Source organism: Acinetobacter sp. YH12046 (assembly GCF_013419905.1).
Classification (GTDB): Bacteria; Pseudomonadota; Gammaproteobacteria; order Pseudomonadales; family Moraxellaceae; genus Acinetobacter.
In genome coordinates this window covers 128,881-145,502 of sequence record NZ_VOZF01000005.1, presented here as the reverse complement: position 1 = coordinate 145,502, position 16,622 = coordinate 128,881, and the positions used below count along the sequence as shown (strand labels likewise).

The 16,622-nt window shown below is 43.0% G+C and carries 16 protein-coding genes and 1 pseudogene; 10 read left to right on the top strand and 7 right to left on the bottom strand.

The features are described 5' to 3' along the window. The 9 genes and pseudogenes from FTU03_RS16085 to FTU03_RS05685 form a co-directional block, all read left to right on the top strand. Positions 1 to 210 (top strand): annotated as a pseudogene (locus FTU03_RS16085) (DDE transposase); the annotation flags it as partial. Between the two features lie 130 nt (positions 211 to 340). Then, positions 341 to 598 carry a hypothetical protein gene (locus FTU03_RS05720; protein WP_005234869.1) on the top strand — a complete coding sequence of 86 codons (258 nt, stop codon included), beginning with the start codon at positions 341 to 343 and terminating at the stop codon, positions 596 to 598. 80 nt (positions 599 to 678) lie between these two features. Beyond that, a complete protein-coding gene (gene rutD, locus FTU03_RS05715) occupies positions 679 to 1,470 on the top strand; it encodes a pyrimidine utilization protein D (protein ID WP_179992233.1) in 792 nt (263 codons plus the stop codon). 335 nt (positions 1,471 to 1,805) lie between these two features. Further along, entirely contained in the window at positions 1,806 to 2,912 is a 1,107-nt protein-coding gene (gene rutA, locus FTU03_RS05710) for a pyrimidine utilization protein A (protein ID WP_179992234.1), read from the top strand. Further along, complete coding sequence (gene rutB / locus FTU03_RS05705; protein WP_179992235.1) at positions 2,909 to 3,670, top strand: pyrimidine utilization protein B; 762 nt, start codon at positions 2,909 to 2,911, stop codon at positions 3,668 to 3,670. Before rutA ends, rutB begins: the two co-directional genes overlap by 4 nt. 33 nt (positions 3,671 to 3,703) lie before the next feature. Continuing rightward, a complete protein-coding gene (rutC, locus tag FTU03_RS05700) occupies positions 3,704 to 4,084 on the top strand; it encodes a pyrimidine utilization protein C (protein WP_179992236.1) in 381 nt (126 codons plus the stop codon). A 145-nt stretch (positions 4,085 to 4,229) separates the two neighbouring features. Continuing rightward, positions 4,230 to 4,745 (top strand): NADH-dependent FMN reductase RutF, encoded by a 516-nt coding sequence (rutF, locus tag FTU03_RS05695; protein WP_373684494.1) that lies wholly within the window; start codon positions 4,230 to 4,232, stop codon positions 4,743 to 4,745. Between the two features lie 33 nt (positions 4,746 to 4,778). After that, entirely contained in the window at positions 4,779 to 6,140 is a 1,362-nt protein-coding gene (gene rutG, locus FTU03_RS05690) for a pyrimidine utilization transport protein G (RefSeq protein WP_179992238.1), read from the top strand. A gap of 15 nt (positions 6,141 to 6,155) precedes the next feature. Then, entirely contained in the window at positions 6,156 to 7,031 is an 876-nt protein-coding gene (locus FTU03_RS05685; RefSeq protein WP_179992239.1) for an NAD(P)-dependent oxidoreductase, read from the top strand. Between the two features lie 145 nt (positions 7,032 to 7,176). On the opposite strand, the gene FTU03_RS05680 is transcribed toward FTU03_RS05685, so the two are convergent. The 3 genes from FTU03_RS05680 to lipA all read right to left on the bottom strand — a co-directional run bounded on the left by FTU03_RS05680 (position 7,177) and on the right by lipA (position 11,606). Next, complete coding sequence (locus FTU03_RS05680) at positions 7,177 to 7,569, bottom strand: carboxymuconolactone decarboxylase family protein (RefSeq protein WP_179992240.1); 393 nt, start codon at positions 7,567 to 7,569, stop codon at positions 7,177 to 7,179. Between the two features lie 167 nt (positions 7,570 to 7,736). Then, the gene (locus tag FTU03_RS05675) at positions 7,737 to 10,241 is read right to left on the bottom strand and encodes an acyl-CoA dehydrogenase (protein ID WP_179992241.1); all 2,505 of its coding nucleotides are present in this window, start codon (positions 10,239 to 10,241) and stop codon (positions 7,737 to 7,739) included. 351 nt (positions 10,242 to 10,592) lie between these two features. Next, on the bottom strand, positions 10,593 to 11,606 hold the full coding sequence (gene lipA, locus FTU03_RS05670) for a lipoyl synthase (protein WP_179992242.1): 1,014 nt from the start codon (positions 11,604 to 11,606) through the stop codon (positions 10,593 to 10,595). A gap of 217 nt (positions 11,607 to 11,823) precedes the next feature. Here lipA and sthA point away from each other — a divergent pair, with 217 nt between their 5' ends. Further along, entirely contained in the window at positions 11,824 to 13,239 is a 1,416-nt protein-coding gene (sthA, locus tag FTU03_RS05665) for a Si-specific NAD(P)(+) transhydrogenase (RefSeq protein ID WP_005234884.1), read from the top strand. Positions 13,240 to 13,338: 99 nt separating this feature from the next. On the opposite strand, the gene FTU03_RS05660 is transcribed toward sthA, so the two are convergent. From FTU03_RS05660 to FTU03_RS05650, 4 genes are all read right to left on the bottom strand, one after another. Further along, on the bottom strand, positions 13,339 to 13,668 hold the full coding sequence (locus FTU03_RS05660) for a four-helix bundle copper-binding protein (RefSeq protein ID WP_004782738.1): 330 nt from the start codon (positions 13,666 to 13,668) through the stop codon (positions 13,339 to 13,341). A gap of 299 nt (positions 13,669 to 13,967) precedes the next feature. Continuing rightward, entirely contained in the window at positions 13,968 to 14,927 is a 960-nt protein-coding gene (locus FTU03_RS05655; RefSeq protein ID WP_179992243.1) for a TauD/TfdA family dioxygenase, read from the bottom strand. A 185-nt stretch (positions 14,928 to 15,112) separates the two neighbouring features. Next, complete coding sequence (locus FTU03_RS16185; RefSeq protein WP_257224148.1) at positions 15,113 to 15,247, bottom strand: hypothetical protein; 135 nt, start codon at positions 15,245 to 15,247, stop codon at positions 15,113 to 15,115. Continuing rightward, positions 15,240 to 16,454, bottom strand: coding sequence for an MFS transporter (locus tag FTU03_RS05650; protein WP_179992244.1), 1,215 nt, complete (start codon positions 16,452 to 16,454; stop codon positions 15,240 to 15,242). Before FTU03_RS05650 ends, FTU03_RS16185 begins: the two co-directional genes overlap by 8 nt. Between the last annotated feature and the right edge of the window lie 168 nt (positions 16,455 to 16,622).

Sequence of the window (16,622 nt, the reverse complement as noted above, 5' to 3'; positions counted from 1 at the left end):
AGAATGAGCTTTCATATTACCTCTATTGCTATCCTTAACCTATTGAAGTTTGATTCTTTGGCTTCCGCAGGTAATTTGCCTAAACATCTAGAAAGTTTAATGGAAAAATCTAAAAGGTATGTTTTACCGAAAAAAAGAAGTAGAAACTACCCACGAGTTGTGAAAGGGAAACCACAGAAATACCCAAAAAAATGCCAGTCAATCTCTTAACTGACTGGCATTACTCCATGTGAGGGATTTTTTATGCACGCTGTATTTACTATAGATACAAAACAAAAATATTTTATGTGAATTAAATCATTTAACTTCATTGAATAAAAATCAAAAAGGGTGAAGAACAATGAGTTTTATGACTGCGGATCAGGCCAAAATTTTATCGGATGTGGCCAATTTAAATATTGAAATGTATAAGCCTCGCTTGGCTCAACTGATTGAAGATAATGCCCGACTGGGCAATACCGCTGTGCTAACGGTATTTCCCAAACATTTGCCCTTGGAAGAAATTCGTGGTCTTTCGGCGGAGTTGACTGAGCTTGGTTATAACGTGCGCTTTGAGGTGCAGGAATTTTATTATAGCTTTAATGTTTACTGGCTATAATTTTATCAATTGTTCAAAAAAAATCCTGTTCAGGCATATATTTTGCTGCATTTACCTCATAACGAAACTATGAGAAATTTATGTCTTTATTTATTCATCCTGCAGCACAGGCAGATGCACCTTATGTGGTGCTTTCATCCGGACTGGGCGGGCATGCCAGTTTCTGGAATCCTCAAATTAGAGTTTTACAGCAGCATTTTCATGTAGTCACTTATGATCAGGAAGGCTGTCATTCAGATTCTGAACTCTTGCCCATGCCTTATTCGATCGACCATATGGCCTGCCAGATTCTGGATTTATTGATCAATGATGGTATTCGAGAGTTTCATTTTATCGGGCATGCATTGGGCGGACATATCGGCATGCAACTGGCGACCTATCAGGCTGAAAGAAAGTTTAAGCTGCTCAGTCTGACCATGTTAAATGCTTGGGGAGAGCTGGATGCTCATACTCAGAAATGTTTCGAGGCACGAACTTCCTTATTGGTGAATAGCGGGGCAGAGGCTTATGTGAGAGCACAGGCTTTATTTCTTTATCCGTCGCAGTGGATCTCAACCCATATTGATCAGTTAACTGAAGCAGAAAATAAGCAGCTTTTAGATTTTCCTCCAATTTCAAATGTTCTAGCACGCTTACAAGCTGTACAGGCCTTTAAACTGAACGAAGAGCATCAGCAAGCACTCAAAGATGTTCGTGTGCATCTGCTTGCTAATCAGGATGATTTTCTGGTGCCTTATCAACGGTCACAGCAATTACAACAATGCTTGCCGCATAGTCATCTCAGTTTGCTTGATACAGGTGCACATGCTTCCACCGTGACCGAGACAGATCAGGTCAATCAACGGATCCTTTCCTTCCTGATTTCCCCTTAGTTTGAAGATTTTTTAAAAGCCAGACCTCCTGTCTGGTTTTTTATTTTTTCTAATTAATCATTTTGTAGCGTTAGTATGGTTTTTACTTCGAATTGATGCATGAACTGCAAATGCACAAATTGCTACGAGTGCACTTGAATGAAACAGTATGTTCAAAATTGACTCATAGGTAAAAATGGTTATTTTACTAAAAATTCAAAAAATAAAATATTAAGTATTTGATAAATATTAACTAAATATATTTGGCACACGATTTGCAATGTTTATCTTGTAAATAAAATTCCCGAAGTGGAATCAGAATTTTGAATAAGTGTTAAAAATAATGAGGTGTGAAAATGAAAATAGGTGTCTTCTGTCCAATCGGAAATAATGGCTGGTTACTCTCTGAAAATGCACCGCAGTACATGCCGACTTTTGAGTTAAATAAACAAATCGTACAGCGCGCTGAGCACTATGGTTTCGATTTCGCACTTTCTATGATCAAGCTGCGTGGCTTTGGCGGCAAGACTGAATTCTGGGAACATAACCTGGAAACGTTTACCCTGATGGCAGGTCTTGCGGCTGTCACCAGCAAAATTAAAATTTTCGCAACTGCCGCAACTCTGGTGATGCCACCCGCAATTGTCGCGCGGATGGCATCAACCATTGATTCGATTTCAAATGGCCGTTTTGGTCTGAATGTCGTGACCGGCTGGCAGCCACCTGAATATACCCAAATGGGCATGTGGCCAGGTAATGACTATTTTGGCAAACGCTATGAATATCTGTCTGAGTATGTACAGATTCTTCGTGAACTTTGGGCGACTGGTAAATCAGACTTTAAAGGCGAACATTTCCAGATGGAAGACTGCCGTGTGAGCCCACGTCCACAAGCGGATATGAAAATTATCTGTGCAGGTCAGTCTGATGCAGGTTTAGAGTTTTCTGCACAATATGCCGACTACAACTTCGTATTTGGTAAAGGCCTGAATACTCCAACAGCTTATGCAGAAATTAATGACCGCCTAAAAGAAAAAACAGATGTGACTGGCCGTGATGTACAGACTTATGTGCTGTTTATGGTGATTGCTGCTGAAACCGATGAAGAAGCGCAAGCAAAATGGCAGCACTATAACGATGGTGCTGATATGGAAGCGATTAACTGGCTGATGAATCAAGGCGGTAAAGATACGACTTCTGGTACAGATACCAATATCCGTCAAATGGCTTCTAGCGTATCTCCAGTGAATATAAATATGGGTACGCTGGTGGGTTCTTATGAAAATGTGGCACGAATGTTGGATGAAATTGGCGAGATCAAGGGTACCGAAGGGGTGCTGCTGACGTTTGATGATTTTATTCAAGGGGTTGAAGATTTCGGTCAAAAAATCCAGCCGCTGATGAAATGCCGTGAGCATATTGTGATTGCAGGTGAAGAGCCAGTTCTGGAGAAAAGTGCATGAGTGAATCAATGGTAAAAGCCGGTTTTACTGAAAAACTCGGCACAGGAAAAACCCTTAAAGCGGAACCAGAAGCGATCTGTCTTGCACCAGAACAGACAGCCTTGATTGTGATTGATATGCAGAATGCCTATACCTCTCAGGGTGGCTATCTGGATCTGGCGGGCTTTGATGTCTCAAAGACCAAGCCCGTGGTTGAAAATATTAAAAAGGCAGTTGATGCAGCGCATGCAGCAGGTATTCAGGTGATTTATTTCAAAAATGGCTGGGATGCGGAATATAAGGAAGCAGGTGGTACTGACTCTCCAAATTTCCATAAATCGAATGCCTTAAAGACTATGCGTAAACGTCCTGAATTACAAGGAAAATTGCTGGCTAAGGGTGGCTGGGATTTTGAATTGATTGATGAGTTAAAGCCACTGCCACAAGACCTGGTGATTGAAAAGCCACGTTATAGCGGTTTCTTTAATACCGCACTGGATAGCATGTTGCGTGTCCGAGGTATTCGCAATCTGGTCTTTGTCGGGATTGCCACCAACGTGTGTGTGGAATCGACGCTACGTGATGGTTTTTTCCTGGAGTATTTTGGTGTCGCACTTGCTGATGCTTGCCATCAGGCAGGTCCAGTCGAAGCGCATGAAGCCAGTCTGTATAACATCAAGACCTTCTTTGGCTGGGTGTCAGATACTGCAAATTTTGTAGAGACCTTTCAAAAAGAAAGTGAGTCACTAAAAGAAACTAAATTAGCTGTAAGCGCATAAAGAATTAAAGATCAGGATTAAGGAAAAAATACTATGCCTAAAGAAATCATTATTCCAGCAGGAACATCGAAACCATTAGCACCGTATGTACCGGCAACCAAGGCAGACAATATTGTATATGTGTCCGGTACATTAGCTTTTGATGAAAATAATAATGTGGTGCATGTTGGGGATGCCGCAGCACAGACCCGTCATATTCTAGAAACTATCAAGCGCGTGATTGAAGAAGCGGGCGGCAGCATGGATGACGTAACCTTTAATCATGTGTTTGTCAAAGACTGGGCAGATTATGCTGCGATTAATGCAGTTTATGCAGAGTATTTCCCGGGAGATAAGCCGGCACGGTATTGCGTACAGACAGGTTTGGTCAAACCTGATGCGCTGGTCGAAATTGCTTCGATTGCCCATATATAAGCCGATCCACCTGATTCAATCTCATTACTAGATGCCCCAGGTCTGAAACTGAACATTGACTTGGGGTAGGGAGAACAGCATGAATGCCAAACTATCTAAAATCATCTCAGAAACAGTTGCAGAAAATAATGCATTAAATAAGGTTTTGGCGACTAAGGCATCGGGTGACATTTTTACCCAGGTTGATCAGCAGATTTTCCGTCAGGGCATGTCCAATTTGGGGGCTGCGGTGAATGTGATTACCACGCAAGGCGATGCAGGAATGGCTGGATTTACCGCTTCGGCCGTATGCAGTGTGACGGATACACCACCAACGTTGCTGGTGTGTCTGAACCGTTCTGCGTCAGTCTATGAAACCTTTAAAAAGAATCAGGTGTTGTGTGTGAATACCTTGGCATCACATCAACAATATCTCTCCAATCTGTTTGGTGGAAAAACACCAATGGCAGAGCGTTTCAGTCAGGGGAACTGGAAAACCTTGGTGACCCAGTCACCTGTACTTGAGGATGCCTTAGTCAGTTTTGACTGCGAGGTGGTCCAATGTTTATCCGTAGGCAGTCATGACGTGCTGTTCTGTGAGGTGAAAGCCATGTGCCAGAGTCGAGGCAATGCGCTGATGTACTTCAACCGTTCTTACTGTGAGCCACACAAAATGTGCTAATTCAATTCAATCCTAATCAAGGAGGGGAAGCCGATGCAAGAAAAAGAAACGTGGTTTCCAAAATTCAAGCCTTACCAAGGCAATCTCGATACCACACCCGTGCAAACAGATGAATATCTGCCTGCTGGAAAAAGTATTATTCTCGGGTTACAGCATGTGTTTGCCATGTTTGGCGCAACCGTGCTGGCACCCTTATTAATGGGGTTTGATCCTAATCTCACGATTTTTATTACCGGGATTGGAACCATTTTATTTTTCCTGATCACGGGCGGTCGATTGCCTAGTTATCTGGGATCAAGCTTTGCCTTTATTGGTGCGGTCGTCGCAGTGACGGGTTATTCAGGGGTTGGAGCCAATCCAAATATAGGATTAGCCCTTGGCGGTACGATTGCTTGCGGTATTGTTTATGCCTTGATTGGTCTGCTGGTGATGAAAACTGGCACCAACTGGATTGAAAAACTGATGCCGCCAGTAGTGACAGGCGTGATCGTGATGATCATCGGTTTGAATCTGGCACCCGTGGCGATTAAGAGTGTTTCAGCGAATCAGTTTGATTCGTGGATGGCATTAATCACCATTATCTGTATCAGTGTGATTGCTGTGTTTACCCGAGGAATGGTACGCCGTCTATTATTGTTATTGGGCTTATTATCTTCCTACCTGATTTATTTCCTTTTCACCAATGTGATGGGCTTCGGACCTGCGATTGATTTTACCAAGGTCAGTGAAGCAGCATGGTTTGGTTTGCCAAATTTCCAGAGTCCGGTCTTTGAAATAAATGCCATGCTAATGATTGCACCAGTGGCAATTATCTTGGTTGCAGAAAATCTGGGACACTTTAAGGCAGTCTCTGCGATGACCGGTAAAAACCTGTCACCGTATATGGGACGCGGTTTCTTTGCTGATGGGGTGTGTACTTCATTGTCAGCTTCTGTCGGTGGTACAGGCATGACCACTTATGCCGAAAATATCGGTGTAATGGCAGTCACCAGAGTTTATGCAACCACTGTATTTGTCTTTGCTGGTATCTTCGCAATTTTACTCGGACTTTCGCCTAAATTTGGCGCAGTGATCAGTACCATTCCAGTGGCTTTATTGGGTGGTGCATCGATTGTCGTATTTGGTCTGATTACGGTGGCTGGTGCGAAAATTTGGGTAGATAACCGTGTTGATTTCACCAAGAACAGTACACTGATCATTGGTGCCGTGTGTCTGATCATGGGTACAGGGAACTATAGCTTGCAGATCGGTGGTTTTGATCTGGGTGGTATTGGTACCGCAACCTTAGCCGCAATTCTATTGAATCTATTCCTGAACCGTGGTGAAGATAAAGAATTACCAGCATCTGAATCAGCTGAAACCGTAACTGAGGTTGAGGCTAAGCCAGTCGCTTAAAATGAGGAGTATTTTTTGAGTCATTCAATTGCATTTTTAGGACTCGGGGCAATGGGCTGGCATATGGCCTCCCATTTGCCAAAATTCGGACATCAGGTTTGGGTCTGGAACCGCACTGAACAGAAAGCTGTAGCGCATGCCGAAACTTTTGCAACTCAAGCAGTGAGTATTGAGCAGGCGGTTCAGGCGGATTTTATTTTTTCCTGTTTGCCGACCAGTCAGGATGTGGAAGCATTGATTGCAGCCCATCCACCCAAACAAGGTGCAATCTGGATTGACTGTACCAGCGGGGTGCCAGAATCTGCCCAGAAACTGGCGAAGCTCCTGGAGAAACAAGGCAGTTTTTATCTGGATGCACCGGTTTCGGGTCAAACGATTGGGGCAGAACGTGGCACTTTAACCGTTATGGTCGGAGGCAATGAACAAGCCTTTGAGCAAGCTAAACCGATCATTGATGCCTTTGCTAGTTTAATTGAATATGTGGGAGAAAGTGGTTCGGGCTTTGCGGTGAAAGCCGTGAATAATACCTTAATGGCGACTCACTTATGGGCATTGGCTGAAGGACTGACTGTACTGAAAGGACAGGGCGTTGATTTAAGCAGTGCACTGAACTGTATTAATCATTCCAGTGGTAAAAGCAGCATGTCGGAAAATATCATGGCGCAGCGTGTACTGAACCGTGAATTTAACAAGACCTTTGCACTGGATCTATTGCAGAAAGATATTGGCATTGCTTTGAAGCTGGTACAACAACAGCAACTGGATTTATCGGTGATGTCTTTGGTTCAGCAAGAGTTTCAGCAAATAGCGAAATCTCAGGCCAGTCAATTAGATTTTTCCGCTGCGGTGCAAGGCTTGGAGCAACGTACTCAAATTGAATTAAGAGGATAAGTTTATTTTTAATTTTTTATTAAACAGAGAAACTATGATTCTTTAATTAAAGAACAATAGATTTATCGATTCAAAATTTAAAAAACCGGGAATTTTAATTCCCGGCTTTATTATTGCTAAGATGGCTAAATAGCCTAAGCAATTCTTAACTCTGCTGATTCGATTGATATTCTTGGATCACTTCAAGCGCTACACGGAAGGCTTCCTGAGTAGCAGGGGCACCGCAGTAAGGCAGGCTATGCAGTAGCACTTCCTGAATTTCTTCAACTGTTGCACCATTATTCAAAGCGCCACGAACATGGCCTTTCAATTCAGTTGGGCTTTTTTGCGCGGTAAGAAAAGCAATGGTAATTAAAGAACGGTATTTACGTGGTAAAATCCCTTCACGTTGCCAGGTTGAGCCCCAGGCATGTTCATTAATCCAGTCCTGCAAAGGCTGAGTAAAAGGAACTGTATTGTCCTGAGCACGTTTTACAAAACTTGCACCCATCACTTCAGTACGGACTTTCAAGCCATTTTCATAATCTTGTTGTGACATCATTGACCCTCAATTTTATTATGGGTCTAGCTTAACGTTTTATCTCTTAAATACCATCGTGCAATAGTCGTAAAAAAGTGGCTGAATAGCCACTTGAAATATCCAAAGTGAAGTCAAGAAATAACTTCACTTTGGAAAGCAAGATCCGATTTAGATAAAAGTTCTATCTAAGGACTGGTTGAATGTGAAGGTGCACTTTGAACTGAAGTATCAGTACCTGTTGCATCTGCTTTCGAAATATGAGGATTTTCAAGTTCCAATACTTCCTGTAAATGCAGATCGAAGACATCAGTCAACATGCTGTCGTAGCGACGCGCATTATAGTCCAGCAACTTATTGGCTTCTTCTTCATTAATAAAGCCTTGTTCATGCGCATCAGCCACATGATCAGCAAAACTGAGTCCTTTAAATTGACCTTTGTTTTCGGCTTTTTTAAAGCGATCCCAAAGCTGCTCAATCTCCAATAACATGGTGAAGGTTGATTCCATACGACCATTCACATCATCTTCCGCTGTGCTATAGAAAACATGCTTTTTCAGTACTTTCCGGAAAGCGTTATCTTCCATCATGACATTTGCGACTTCCTGTTTAAGTCGGTCAGATGGCTTCGCGACAGGGCGGCCAAATGGGAAACAGATAAGTTTGACCATACCAGCAGCAACACCCACCGGGAAATTTGCAAACAGGTCATAAAACGCTTCCTGAGCCGTATATAAAGATTTCTCAATTGCCAATTGTGCATGCAGACGTTCAGCTTCAGTTTTTTTGCTATGTTCAAAGAATTTCAGGATTGCCGTCGCAATAAACAGATGGGCATGAATATCAGCCAGACGGCCAGAAAGCATTTCCTTGCGTTTAATATCACCGGCAAGTAAACCCAGACACATATCTGCAGTCAGGGCAAAGTTGGCACTGAGCCGGTTAATAATCTTGTAATAAGGACGGGTAAAATCAACTGCACTTTGTGGCGCAGCACTCGAACCACCGCTAAAAGCATAGGCAAAAGAGCGGGCAGTCCGGTTAAAGGTATAACCCAGATGCTTAAATAACATAATATCGAATGGATTCAGAGCGGCTTTTGGGTCTTCAGCTTGCAGAAGCTGTAATTCTTCATACAAATAAGGATGGCAACGCATCGAGCCTTGACCAAAGATCATCAATGAACGGCTGAGAATATTGGCGCCTTCGACTGTAATCGATACTGGAATGGCCTGATAGTTGAGAGCCAGGAAGTTACGAGGTCCCATTTGAATCGCACGGCCACCCACGACATCCATACCGTGATTGACAATTTTACGCATGGTCTCAGTGGCATAGTATTTAGCAATTGCCGTCATGACTGCCGGTTTACCACCTTGGTTCAGACCACAAGTCACTAAATAACGGAAAGCTTCCAGCATATAGGCATCACTGGCAATTTCACTATTGGCTTCCTGTACGCCTTCAAATTTACCCACTGAAATCTTGAATTGCTGACGGATTCGAGAAAATGCACTGACATTCAGGTAAGTCATTTCGGCACTGGAGGTAGATAAAGCCGGTAGGGAAATACCACGGCCAACTGCCAGACATTCCATCAGCATACGCCAGCCTTTGCCGGCATTTTTCACGCCACCAATGATCCAGTCTAAAGGAATAAATACATCCTTACCTTCAACAGTACCATTCATAAAAGGGGAGCCAGGATTATGACGTGGACCGACTTTTACCCCTTCATGATTGGCCGGTAGCAAGGCACAAGTAATCCCATAATCTGTTTTATCACCGAGTAAATGATCAGGGTCATACATTTTAAAAGCCAGACCAACCACGGTGGCAATTGGTGCTAGAGTAATCCAGCGTTTGGAGAAATTCATTCTCAGTCCCAAGACTTCCTGACCTTCAAACTGTCCATAGCAGACCACACCGGTATCTGGAATCGCACCGGCATCTGAACCGGCTTCAGGACTGGTCAGACCAAAACATGGGATTTCTTCACCTTTGGCCAGACCGGGTAAATAACGATCTTTTTGTTCATCGGTACCATAATGTAGTAACAACTCACCCGGCCCAAGTGAGTTAGGCACCATACAGCTCACAGCAGCAGTGAGAGAGCGTGAAGAAATTTTGCTCATCACCCGGCTTTGAGCAAAGGAACTAAAGGCACGACCGCCGTATTCTTTGGGAATAATTAGTCCCAAGAAGCCATTATCTTTAATATATTGCCAGATATGTTCAGGCAGCATTTTCTTCTCATGAATTTCCCATTCATCCAGCATGCTACACAGCGTTTCGACTTCGTTATCCAAGAATGCCTGTTCCTCAACGGAAAGTTTTGGATAAGGATAGCTATTAAAGGTTTCCCAGTTCGGCGCACCCATAAAGAGTTCTTTTTCCCACCAGCTGGTGCCGGAATCAAGAGCCTCACGTTCTGTCGGGCTAATGCTCGGCATGGCATCCGCTAATGCCTTATAGGCTGGCCTGGAAATGAAAGACATACGCAAAGGTTCGATCATGACGACCAGACTGATCAGGATCAGAGGAATACCCAGAATCAGTGACCAAGGACTGATAAAGGCACAAACTACTGACATGATAATCAGGGTAATTGCACCAGTGGTACGGGAGAGTTGAAAAAAGAAAATCGCCCATAAACTGGCAATGAGAAGAAGTACGGCGAAAATAAATAGCATTGTTATATTTCTCCAGGGTCATACAATTGTGATGCTGCCGATCTCCCTAAGGTGTCTTCATAAGACTTGATCAATTTTTTTACATCGCTTAAGCAACTGGCAAATTCACAATTGTTGTTGTGAGAACGATCGTTATTAAATATTTCAACGATATATTGAAGTGTTTTATCTGTTTTTGAGATTGTTTGAAAAATGCACAGTCTTCAAGTGAGAACACGCAAAGAAATGTGAAGATAAGTAATAACTTAATCTTTAAGAGAGGGTAGTTAAAATAATTAAAAAGTGAACAAATATAAATTTAGTTAGGCATAAAAAAGCCCTCTACTTGAGAGGGCTTTGATCTAAGTCATTTTAAGCTTCAATTGCCTGTACAGCGATTTTTTTCGCTGGATCAACTTTACGGCGTACTTCCGGAACCGGTTCACCATAGTATTGACGATCTGCAAAGTAACTTGAACGTACCATCGGTGCTGACCAGATATTCTTAAAGCCAAGCTTACGGCCATGTTCTGCATAACGTTCGAATTCTTCTGGCGTTACAAAACGGTCGATTGGCGCATGCTGTTTAGATGGCTGTAGATACTGGCCAATCGTTACATAATCCACGTCATGTGCTTTCAGGTCGTCTAACAGAGCGAGAACTTCTTCTTCAGTTTCACCGATACCGACCATCAAACCACATTTGGTTGGAATTTCTGGGCAATAATCTTTAAACATTTTCAACAGATTTAAAGAGTGCTGATAATCAGAACCTGGACGCATGGCTTTATACAGACGTGGCACAGTTTCGATGTTGTGGTTAAACACGTCTGGTGGACATCCAGTCATGATGCGCAGGGCAATGTCCATACGACCACGGAAATCAGGTACCAGAATTTCTAGCAAAGTCTTTGGACTTAATGCACGAGCTTCTTTAATACAATCTACAAAATGCTGTGCACCGCCATCTAGCAGGTCGTCACGGTCAACTGAAGTGATAACTGCATATTTCAGACCCAGGTTGGCAATCGTTTCTGCCATATGACGCGGTTCATCCGGATCAAGTGCATTTGGACGACCATGTGCCACATCACAGAACGGACAGCGACGCGTACAAATATCACCCATAATCATAAAGGTTGCTGTACCCCCACCAAAACATTCAGGCAGGTTCGGACAGGCCGCTTCTTCACATACGGTATGCAGTTTTTGCTGACGAAGTGTAGTTTTAATACGCTGAACTTCCTCGGGAGCGGCCATTTTCACGCGGATCCAGTCCGGTTTACGTGGCGTTTCAACCGTAGGAACAACTTTTACAGGAATACGGGCGACCTTTTCTGCGCCGCGAAGTTTGATACCCTGTTCAGGTTTACGGTTTTCAGACATATATAACTTTTCCACTGTTTTGAAGGAGGGAGATAAATCAAAGTTAACACTTTTTTAATTATAACGAAACTCGGGTGAAATAGGGCGAAAAGGATTATTCATTTAAAAAATGTTCTTATCACACAATATATGTAAGTTAAATACACCAAATTGGCAGCAATTACGTCATAATATAGCGTAGATTAAAGCAAAATTTTTTAATTTTAAGGAGCGTTGAATGCCACGTAAAAAAGAGGTCGTTAGTGGGACTTTCGTTAAGTACGATGCGGTAGTTCTAGGTTCAGGCCCTGCGGGCGAAGGCGCGGCAATGAAACTTGCCAAATCTGGTAAGCGTGTTGCAATTGTGGATATGCGTGAACAGCTGGGTGGTAACTGTACTCACGTAGGTACGATTCCAAGTAAGGCATTGCGTCAAACGGTATCCAGCATTATCCGTTATCAACGTGATCCAATGTTTCAAAAAGTAGGTGAATGGAAACAATTCACCATGAAACAGGTACTGCGCAATGCACATAAAGTGATTCAGCAGCAGGTGGATACTCACTCACGTTTTTATGACCGTAACAAGATTGATATCTATCATGGTCGTGCTTATATTCAAGACGAAAATACGATCTTTGTATTTACACCAGATGGCATAAAAGAAACCATTATGTTCCAGCAACTGGTGATTGCGACCGGTTCACGTCCATACCGCCCAGAAATTCTTGATTTCAATCATCCACGTGTATTTGATTCAGATAAAATTCTGGATCTGGATTTCTCAATCCAAAAAATCATTATTTATGGTGCAGGTGTGATTGGCTGTGAATATGCATCGATCTTTATTGGTCTAGGACATAAGGTTGACCTAATTAACACCCAACCAAAACTGCTCAGCTATTTAGATGATGAAATCTCTGATGCGTTGTCTTATCACTTACGTGAACAGGGTGTATTGATCCGTCATAATGAACAAATCGACTTCCTTGAAACTTCTGATGATTATGTGGTTCTACATACACAAAGCGGCAAGAAAATTAAGGCAGATGCGATTCTGTGGTGTAACGGCCGTTCAGGGAATACTGACGGTTTAGGCCTTGAAAATATTGGCCTGAAACCAAACAGTCGCGGTCAATTAACCGTGAATGAGCAGTATCAGACTGAAGTCGAAAATATCTATGCTGCAGGTGACGTGATTGGCTGGCCATCATTGGCTTCTGCTGCCTATGACCAAGGTCGTTGCGCAGGTGCTAACATGAGCGGTGAGCAAGATGTTGCACCCGTGACTGATATTCCGACTGGTATTTATACCATTCCGGAAATCTCTTCAATCGGTAAAACTGAGCAGCAGTTGACTGAAGAAAAAATCCCGTATGAAGTGGGTCAGGCTTCTTTCCGTCATCTGGCGCGTGCACAGATTACCGGTGATACGGTTGGTGAATTAAAAATCCTGTTCCACCGCGATACGCTGGAAGTTCTGGGTGTGCATTGCTTCGGTAATAACGCTTCGGAGATTATCCATATTGGTCAGGCAGTCATGAACAGCCCGAACAATACGATCAAGTATTTTGTGGAAACTACATTCAACTATCCAACGATGGCAGAAGCTTACCGTGTGGCAACCTTGAATGGTATGAACCGTTTATTCTAATTTGATTTATTCAGGTTAGATCAAAAACCCGCAGGTTTGGCTTGCGGGTTTTTTATTTTCCAGATTGAAAAAATTCAATCTTGTCAGTAATGCTGGAAATTAGGCTGCCATTTTGCGGCATTCTTCAGCACAGCGACGGCAAGCTTCGGCACATTGCTGGCAATGATCATCCTCATGATGGCCACATTCTTCTACACAATAATCGCAAGCTTTAGCACATAGCTCGCAAATCTCTTTGATAAATGGAGATTGCTTTTGTTGCATGCGGGCGCAGAGCTGACACAGATCAGCACAGTCCAGACAGCGCTGAATACATTCCCGCATCATTTCTAAATGTTCTTCTTTCAGGCAGGCACTGGCACAGTTGGTACAGGCCAGCGAGCAGGTCATACATGCGCGGACACAATCTGAAAACTGAATCTCGTTCATTTTTTTCTCCTTTTTGCGGCTATAGTAATCGCTTGTTTTTAATACGCTAAGCAGAAAAGGAAAAATACACTAGGCAGTTTGAGTGAGAAAAAGTAATCCAATCACCGATTTTGTTAAAAGCTGTATTTTTAAAAAATTTAATTTAAAACCTCTATCCTGATATTCCCAAAATAGGATGACTAAAAATTTAAAAATAAAACCATTGAGGCGGTCATTCCTCAATGGCGGAAAATCTACATGATGAGTCGTTATTGTCGAAGGCTTAAATGACCTTTCTCTTTATTATATTTTTATGGTGATTAAAATGGACGACTACCTGCCAGGCTGATACGTTTTAATAAACGGCGCTGATCAGCAGGGAAAGGACGGCGTGAATGTAGAGTAACCTGATTGTCCCAGAACACGATATCGCCTGCTTCCCAATGGTGCTCATAAGCGAATTCAGGTTTTAAGACATGCTCACGTAATTTTGCAATCAGTTCATTGCCTGCCTGATCATCATAATTTACCAACTCAACTTCGGTATGAGTATTTAACCAAAGTGCTTTACGGCCAGATTCAGGATGGGTACGTACCAGTGGGTGCGGGTAGGCATGACCTAAAATTGGCTGATCTTTAAAGCGATATTTTGGCATATTACCTGCATAAGCATTACCACCTTTATTGCTCTGGAAGCGTACAAATGGATTATAGGTAATGAGCTGTAACTGATCGATTTTTGCTTTGGTTTTTTCATCTAAGGCTTCATAAGCCTTGATGGTATTGATCCAGGACGTCTGGCCACCGTCTTTTGGCAGTTCAATGGCATAGAGTAAAGAGCCAAAAGAAGGTAATGGTGTCCACTGGTGATCGGCATGCGGTGCAAGTTCACCGTGACCGGTGTAATCCCCTTGACCGACTGCATTGGAAACTGGTACGACATCAGGTGGAGTGCCCGTATCTGTTTTAGAAGCCAGCACTGGCGTGTCGGCATCTGGACGGAAAATCGAACCGAAATAGGTGGCAAATGCCAGATACTGTAGATCATCCAGACTTTGATTCTTAAAGATCAGGATCAATTGTTCAGCCAGAGCCTGCTTCAGACGCAGGATGGTTTCGCCAGATTGGGCTTTACGGGCATCGAGGCCATAAACCACTGCGCCTAGGGCTTGATCTGCCTGCGGGACAATTTTGATTTCATCAGTATTCTGGAACTGATCTTGCTGATGCCAGCGTGGTGCATCGTGAATGGCTTGTGAAAGTTGGGTCAAGCTTGTCATTGGAAAGTCTCTGAATTTTCTTGTTGCAGAAAATCTAAAAAAAACCAGAGCAAAAATAAAATCAAAAGAATTGCTAAACTTATGAAAAACCGAATAAAAATATCTAAATGATTGATTTGATATCTTTTAATTAATATGGCAAAACAAAGTCCTAAAGCTGCTGAAAAATGTCAAATATTTGACAATTAATGTGCACAAAACGCCTGATTAAAGTACTCAAACAGTTCTGGAGTCTGGCTCCAGAGCCATAAAGAAGTAGAGAGGAGAAGTACCATCGCTACCGCAATGGAAAGCTTGAGCAGAAAGGTCGAATCAGTCATGTACGATTTGCTCCTCATTTACCCATAAGTGCACCAGTACGCCAAAAATACTTAAGGCAATCGACAACATCCATACCGCATTATAGTTACCACTCATGTCATGGTTTAAACCACCGAGCCAGCCGCCAAAGAATGAACCGACCTGATGGGTAAAGAATACAATCCCGCTGAGCATAGTTAGATATTTCACGCCAAACATGTTGGCAACAATACCGTTAGTGAGCGGTACGGTAGAAAGCCATAATAATCCCATGATGACACCAAACGCATAGACCGTCCAGGTGCTTAAAGGCAGCATCAGAAAGGCGATAATCGCAATCCCGCGCAAACCGTATAAACCCATTAGCAGACGTGGTTTGGAATACTTTCCACCGAGCCAGCCAGCCGTATAGGTACCGACAACATTAAATAGGCCGACCAGCGCCAGGAAAATGGTGCCAGTTGTAGCATTGAACCCATGATCAATCAGATAACCCGGCAGGTGAATCCCGATAAAGACCACCTGAAAGCCACAGACAAAAAAGCCCATCGCCAGAAACCAGAATGGCTTATGGTTTTTGACTACCACTAAAATCTCTTTAAAGCTGAGTGATACCTTATTCGGTGTAGGAGTCGCATTCGGATCGACATACATCGGGGCTTTTAGCATCCAGGCCAAAGGTACAATCAAAGCGATTAAAATTGAGCTAACGACAAGTGCTGCTGACCAGCCGACATTTTGTAAAAGTAATAATGTTGAAGGCAGCATAATAAACTGGCCGAAGGAGCCTGCTGCACTGGCAATCCCCATTGCCAGACTACGTTTTTCAGGTGGTGCAGCTCGTCCAACCGCAGATAATAAAACCGGGAAAGAGGTGGCAGACAAGGCCAGACCTAAAATCAGCCCGACGCTGAGATTCAACAATAATCCGGTTGAACTGACAGCCATCAATAACAGGCCAAGCGCATATAAGGCACCGCCAATGGCAACAACAATCTTGCTGCCATATTTATCAGCGAAGGCACCAGTAATGGGCTGAACAGCACCCCAGATCAGGTTCTGCATGGCAATGGCTAAACTAAAGACATTATGACCCCAGCCAAATTCTTCACTCATTGGCACCAGATACAGGCCAAATGCATGACGAATCCCCAAAGATAAAGCCAGAATAATGGCAGCGCCAATCAGCATACAAATCAGGGTTCTGGAAAATTGACTGTCAGCCATAAGTCATTCATGCATATAAAGTTGATAGGTATAGTATTCGATTCAACCTAGAGAGGCGATAAAATAAAAATTAATCAAACGATAAATTTTTTTTATAGCTGCATAGAACGTCAGAAAACAGAACAACGGCCGTAGCCGTTGTCCTGAAGTATTCAGTTTTTTTTAATG

Coding starts and splice junctions, on each gene's coding strand:
- FTU03_RS05720 (WP_005234869.1), top strand. CDS start 341: ATGAGTTTTATGACTGCGGATCAGGCCAAAATTTTATCGGATGTGGCC.
- rutD (WP_179992233.1), top strand. CDS start 679: ATGTCTTTATTTATTCATCCTGCAGCACAGGCAGATGCACCTTATGTG.
- rutA (WP_179992234.1), top strand. CDS start 1,806: ATGAAAATAGGTGTCTTCTGTCCAATCGGAAATAATGGCTGGTTACTC.
- rutB (WP_179992235.1), top strand. CDS start 2,909: ATGAGTGAATCAATGGTAAAAGCCGGTTTTACTGAAAAACTCGGCACA.
- rutC (WP_179992236.1), top strand. CDS start 3,704: ATGCCTAAAGAAATCATTATTCCAGCAGGAACATCGAAACCATTAGCA.
- rutG (WP_179992238.1), top strand. CDS start 4,779: ATGCAAGAAAAAGAAACGTGGTTTCCAAAATTCAAGCCTTACCAAGGC.
- FTU03_RS05680 (WP_179992240.1), bottom strand. CDS start 7,569: ATGTCACAACAAGATTATGAAAATGGCTTGAAAGTCCGTACTGAAGTG.
- FTU03_RS05675 (WP_179992241.1), bottom strand. CDS start 10,241: ATGCTATTTATTTTCGCCGTACTTCTTCTCATTGCCAGTTTATGGGCG.
- lipA (WP_179992242.1), bottom strand. CDS start 11,606: ATGTCTGAAAACCGTAAACCTGAACAGGGTATCAAACTTCGCGGCGCA.
- sthA (WP_005234884.1), top strand. CDS start 11,824: ATGCCACGTAAAAAAGAGGTCGTTAGTGGGACTTTCGTTAAGTACGAT.
- FTU03_RS05660 (WP_004782738.1), bottom strand. CDS start 13,668: ATGAACGAGATTCAGTTTTCAGATTGTGTCCGCGCATGTATGACCTGC.
- FTU03_RS05655 (WP_179992243.1), bottom strand. CDS start 14,927: ATGACAAGCTTGACCCAACTTTCACAAGCCATTCACGATGCACCACGC.
- FTU03_RS16185 (WP_257224148.1), bottom strand. CDS start 15,247: ATGACTGATTCGACCTTTCTGCTCAAGCTTTCCATTGCGGTAGCGATG.
- FTU03_RS05650 (WP_179992244.1), bottom strand. CDS start 16,454: ATGGCTGACAGTCAATTTTCCAGAACCCTGATTTGTATGCTGATTGGC.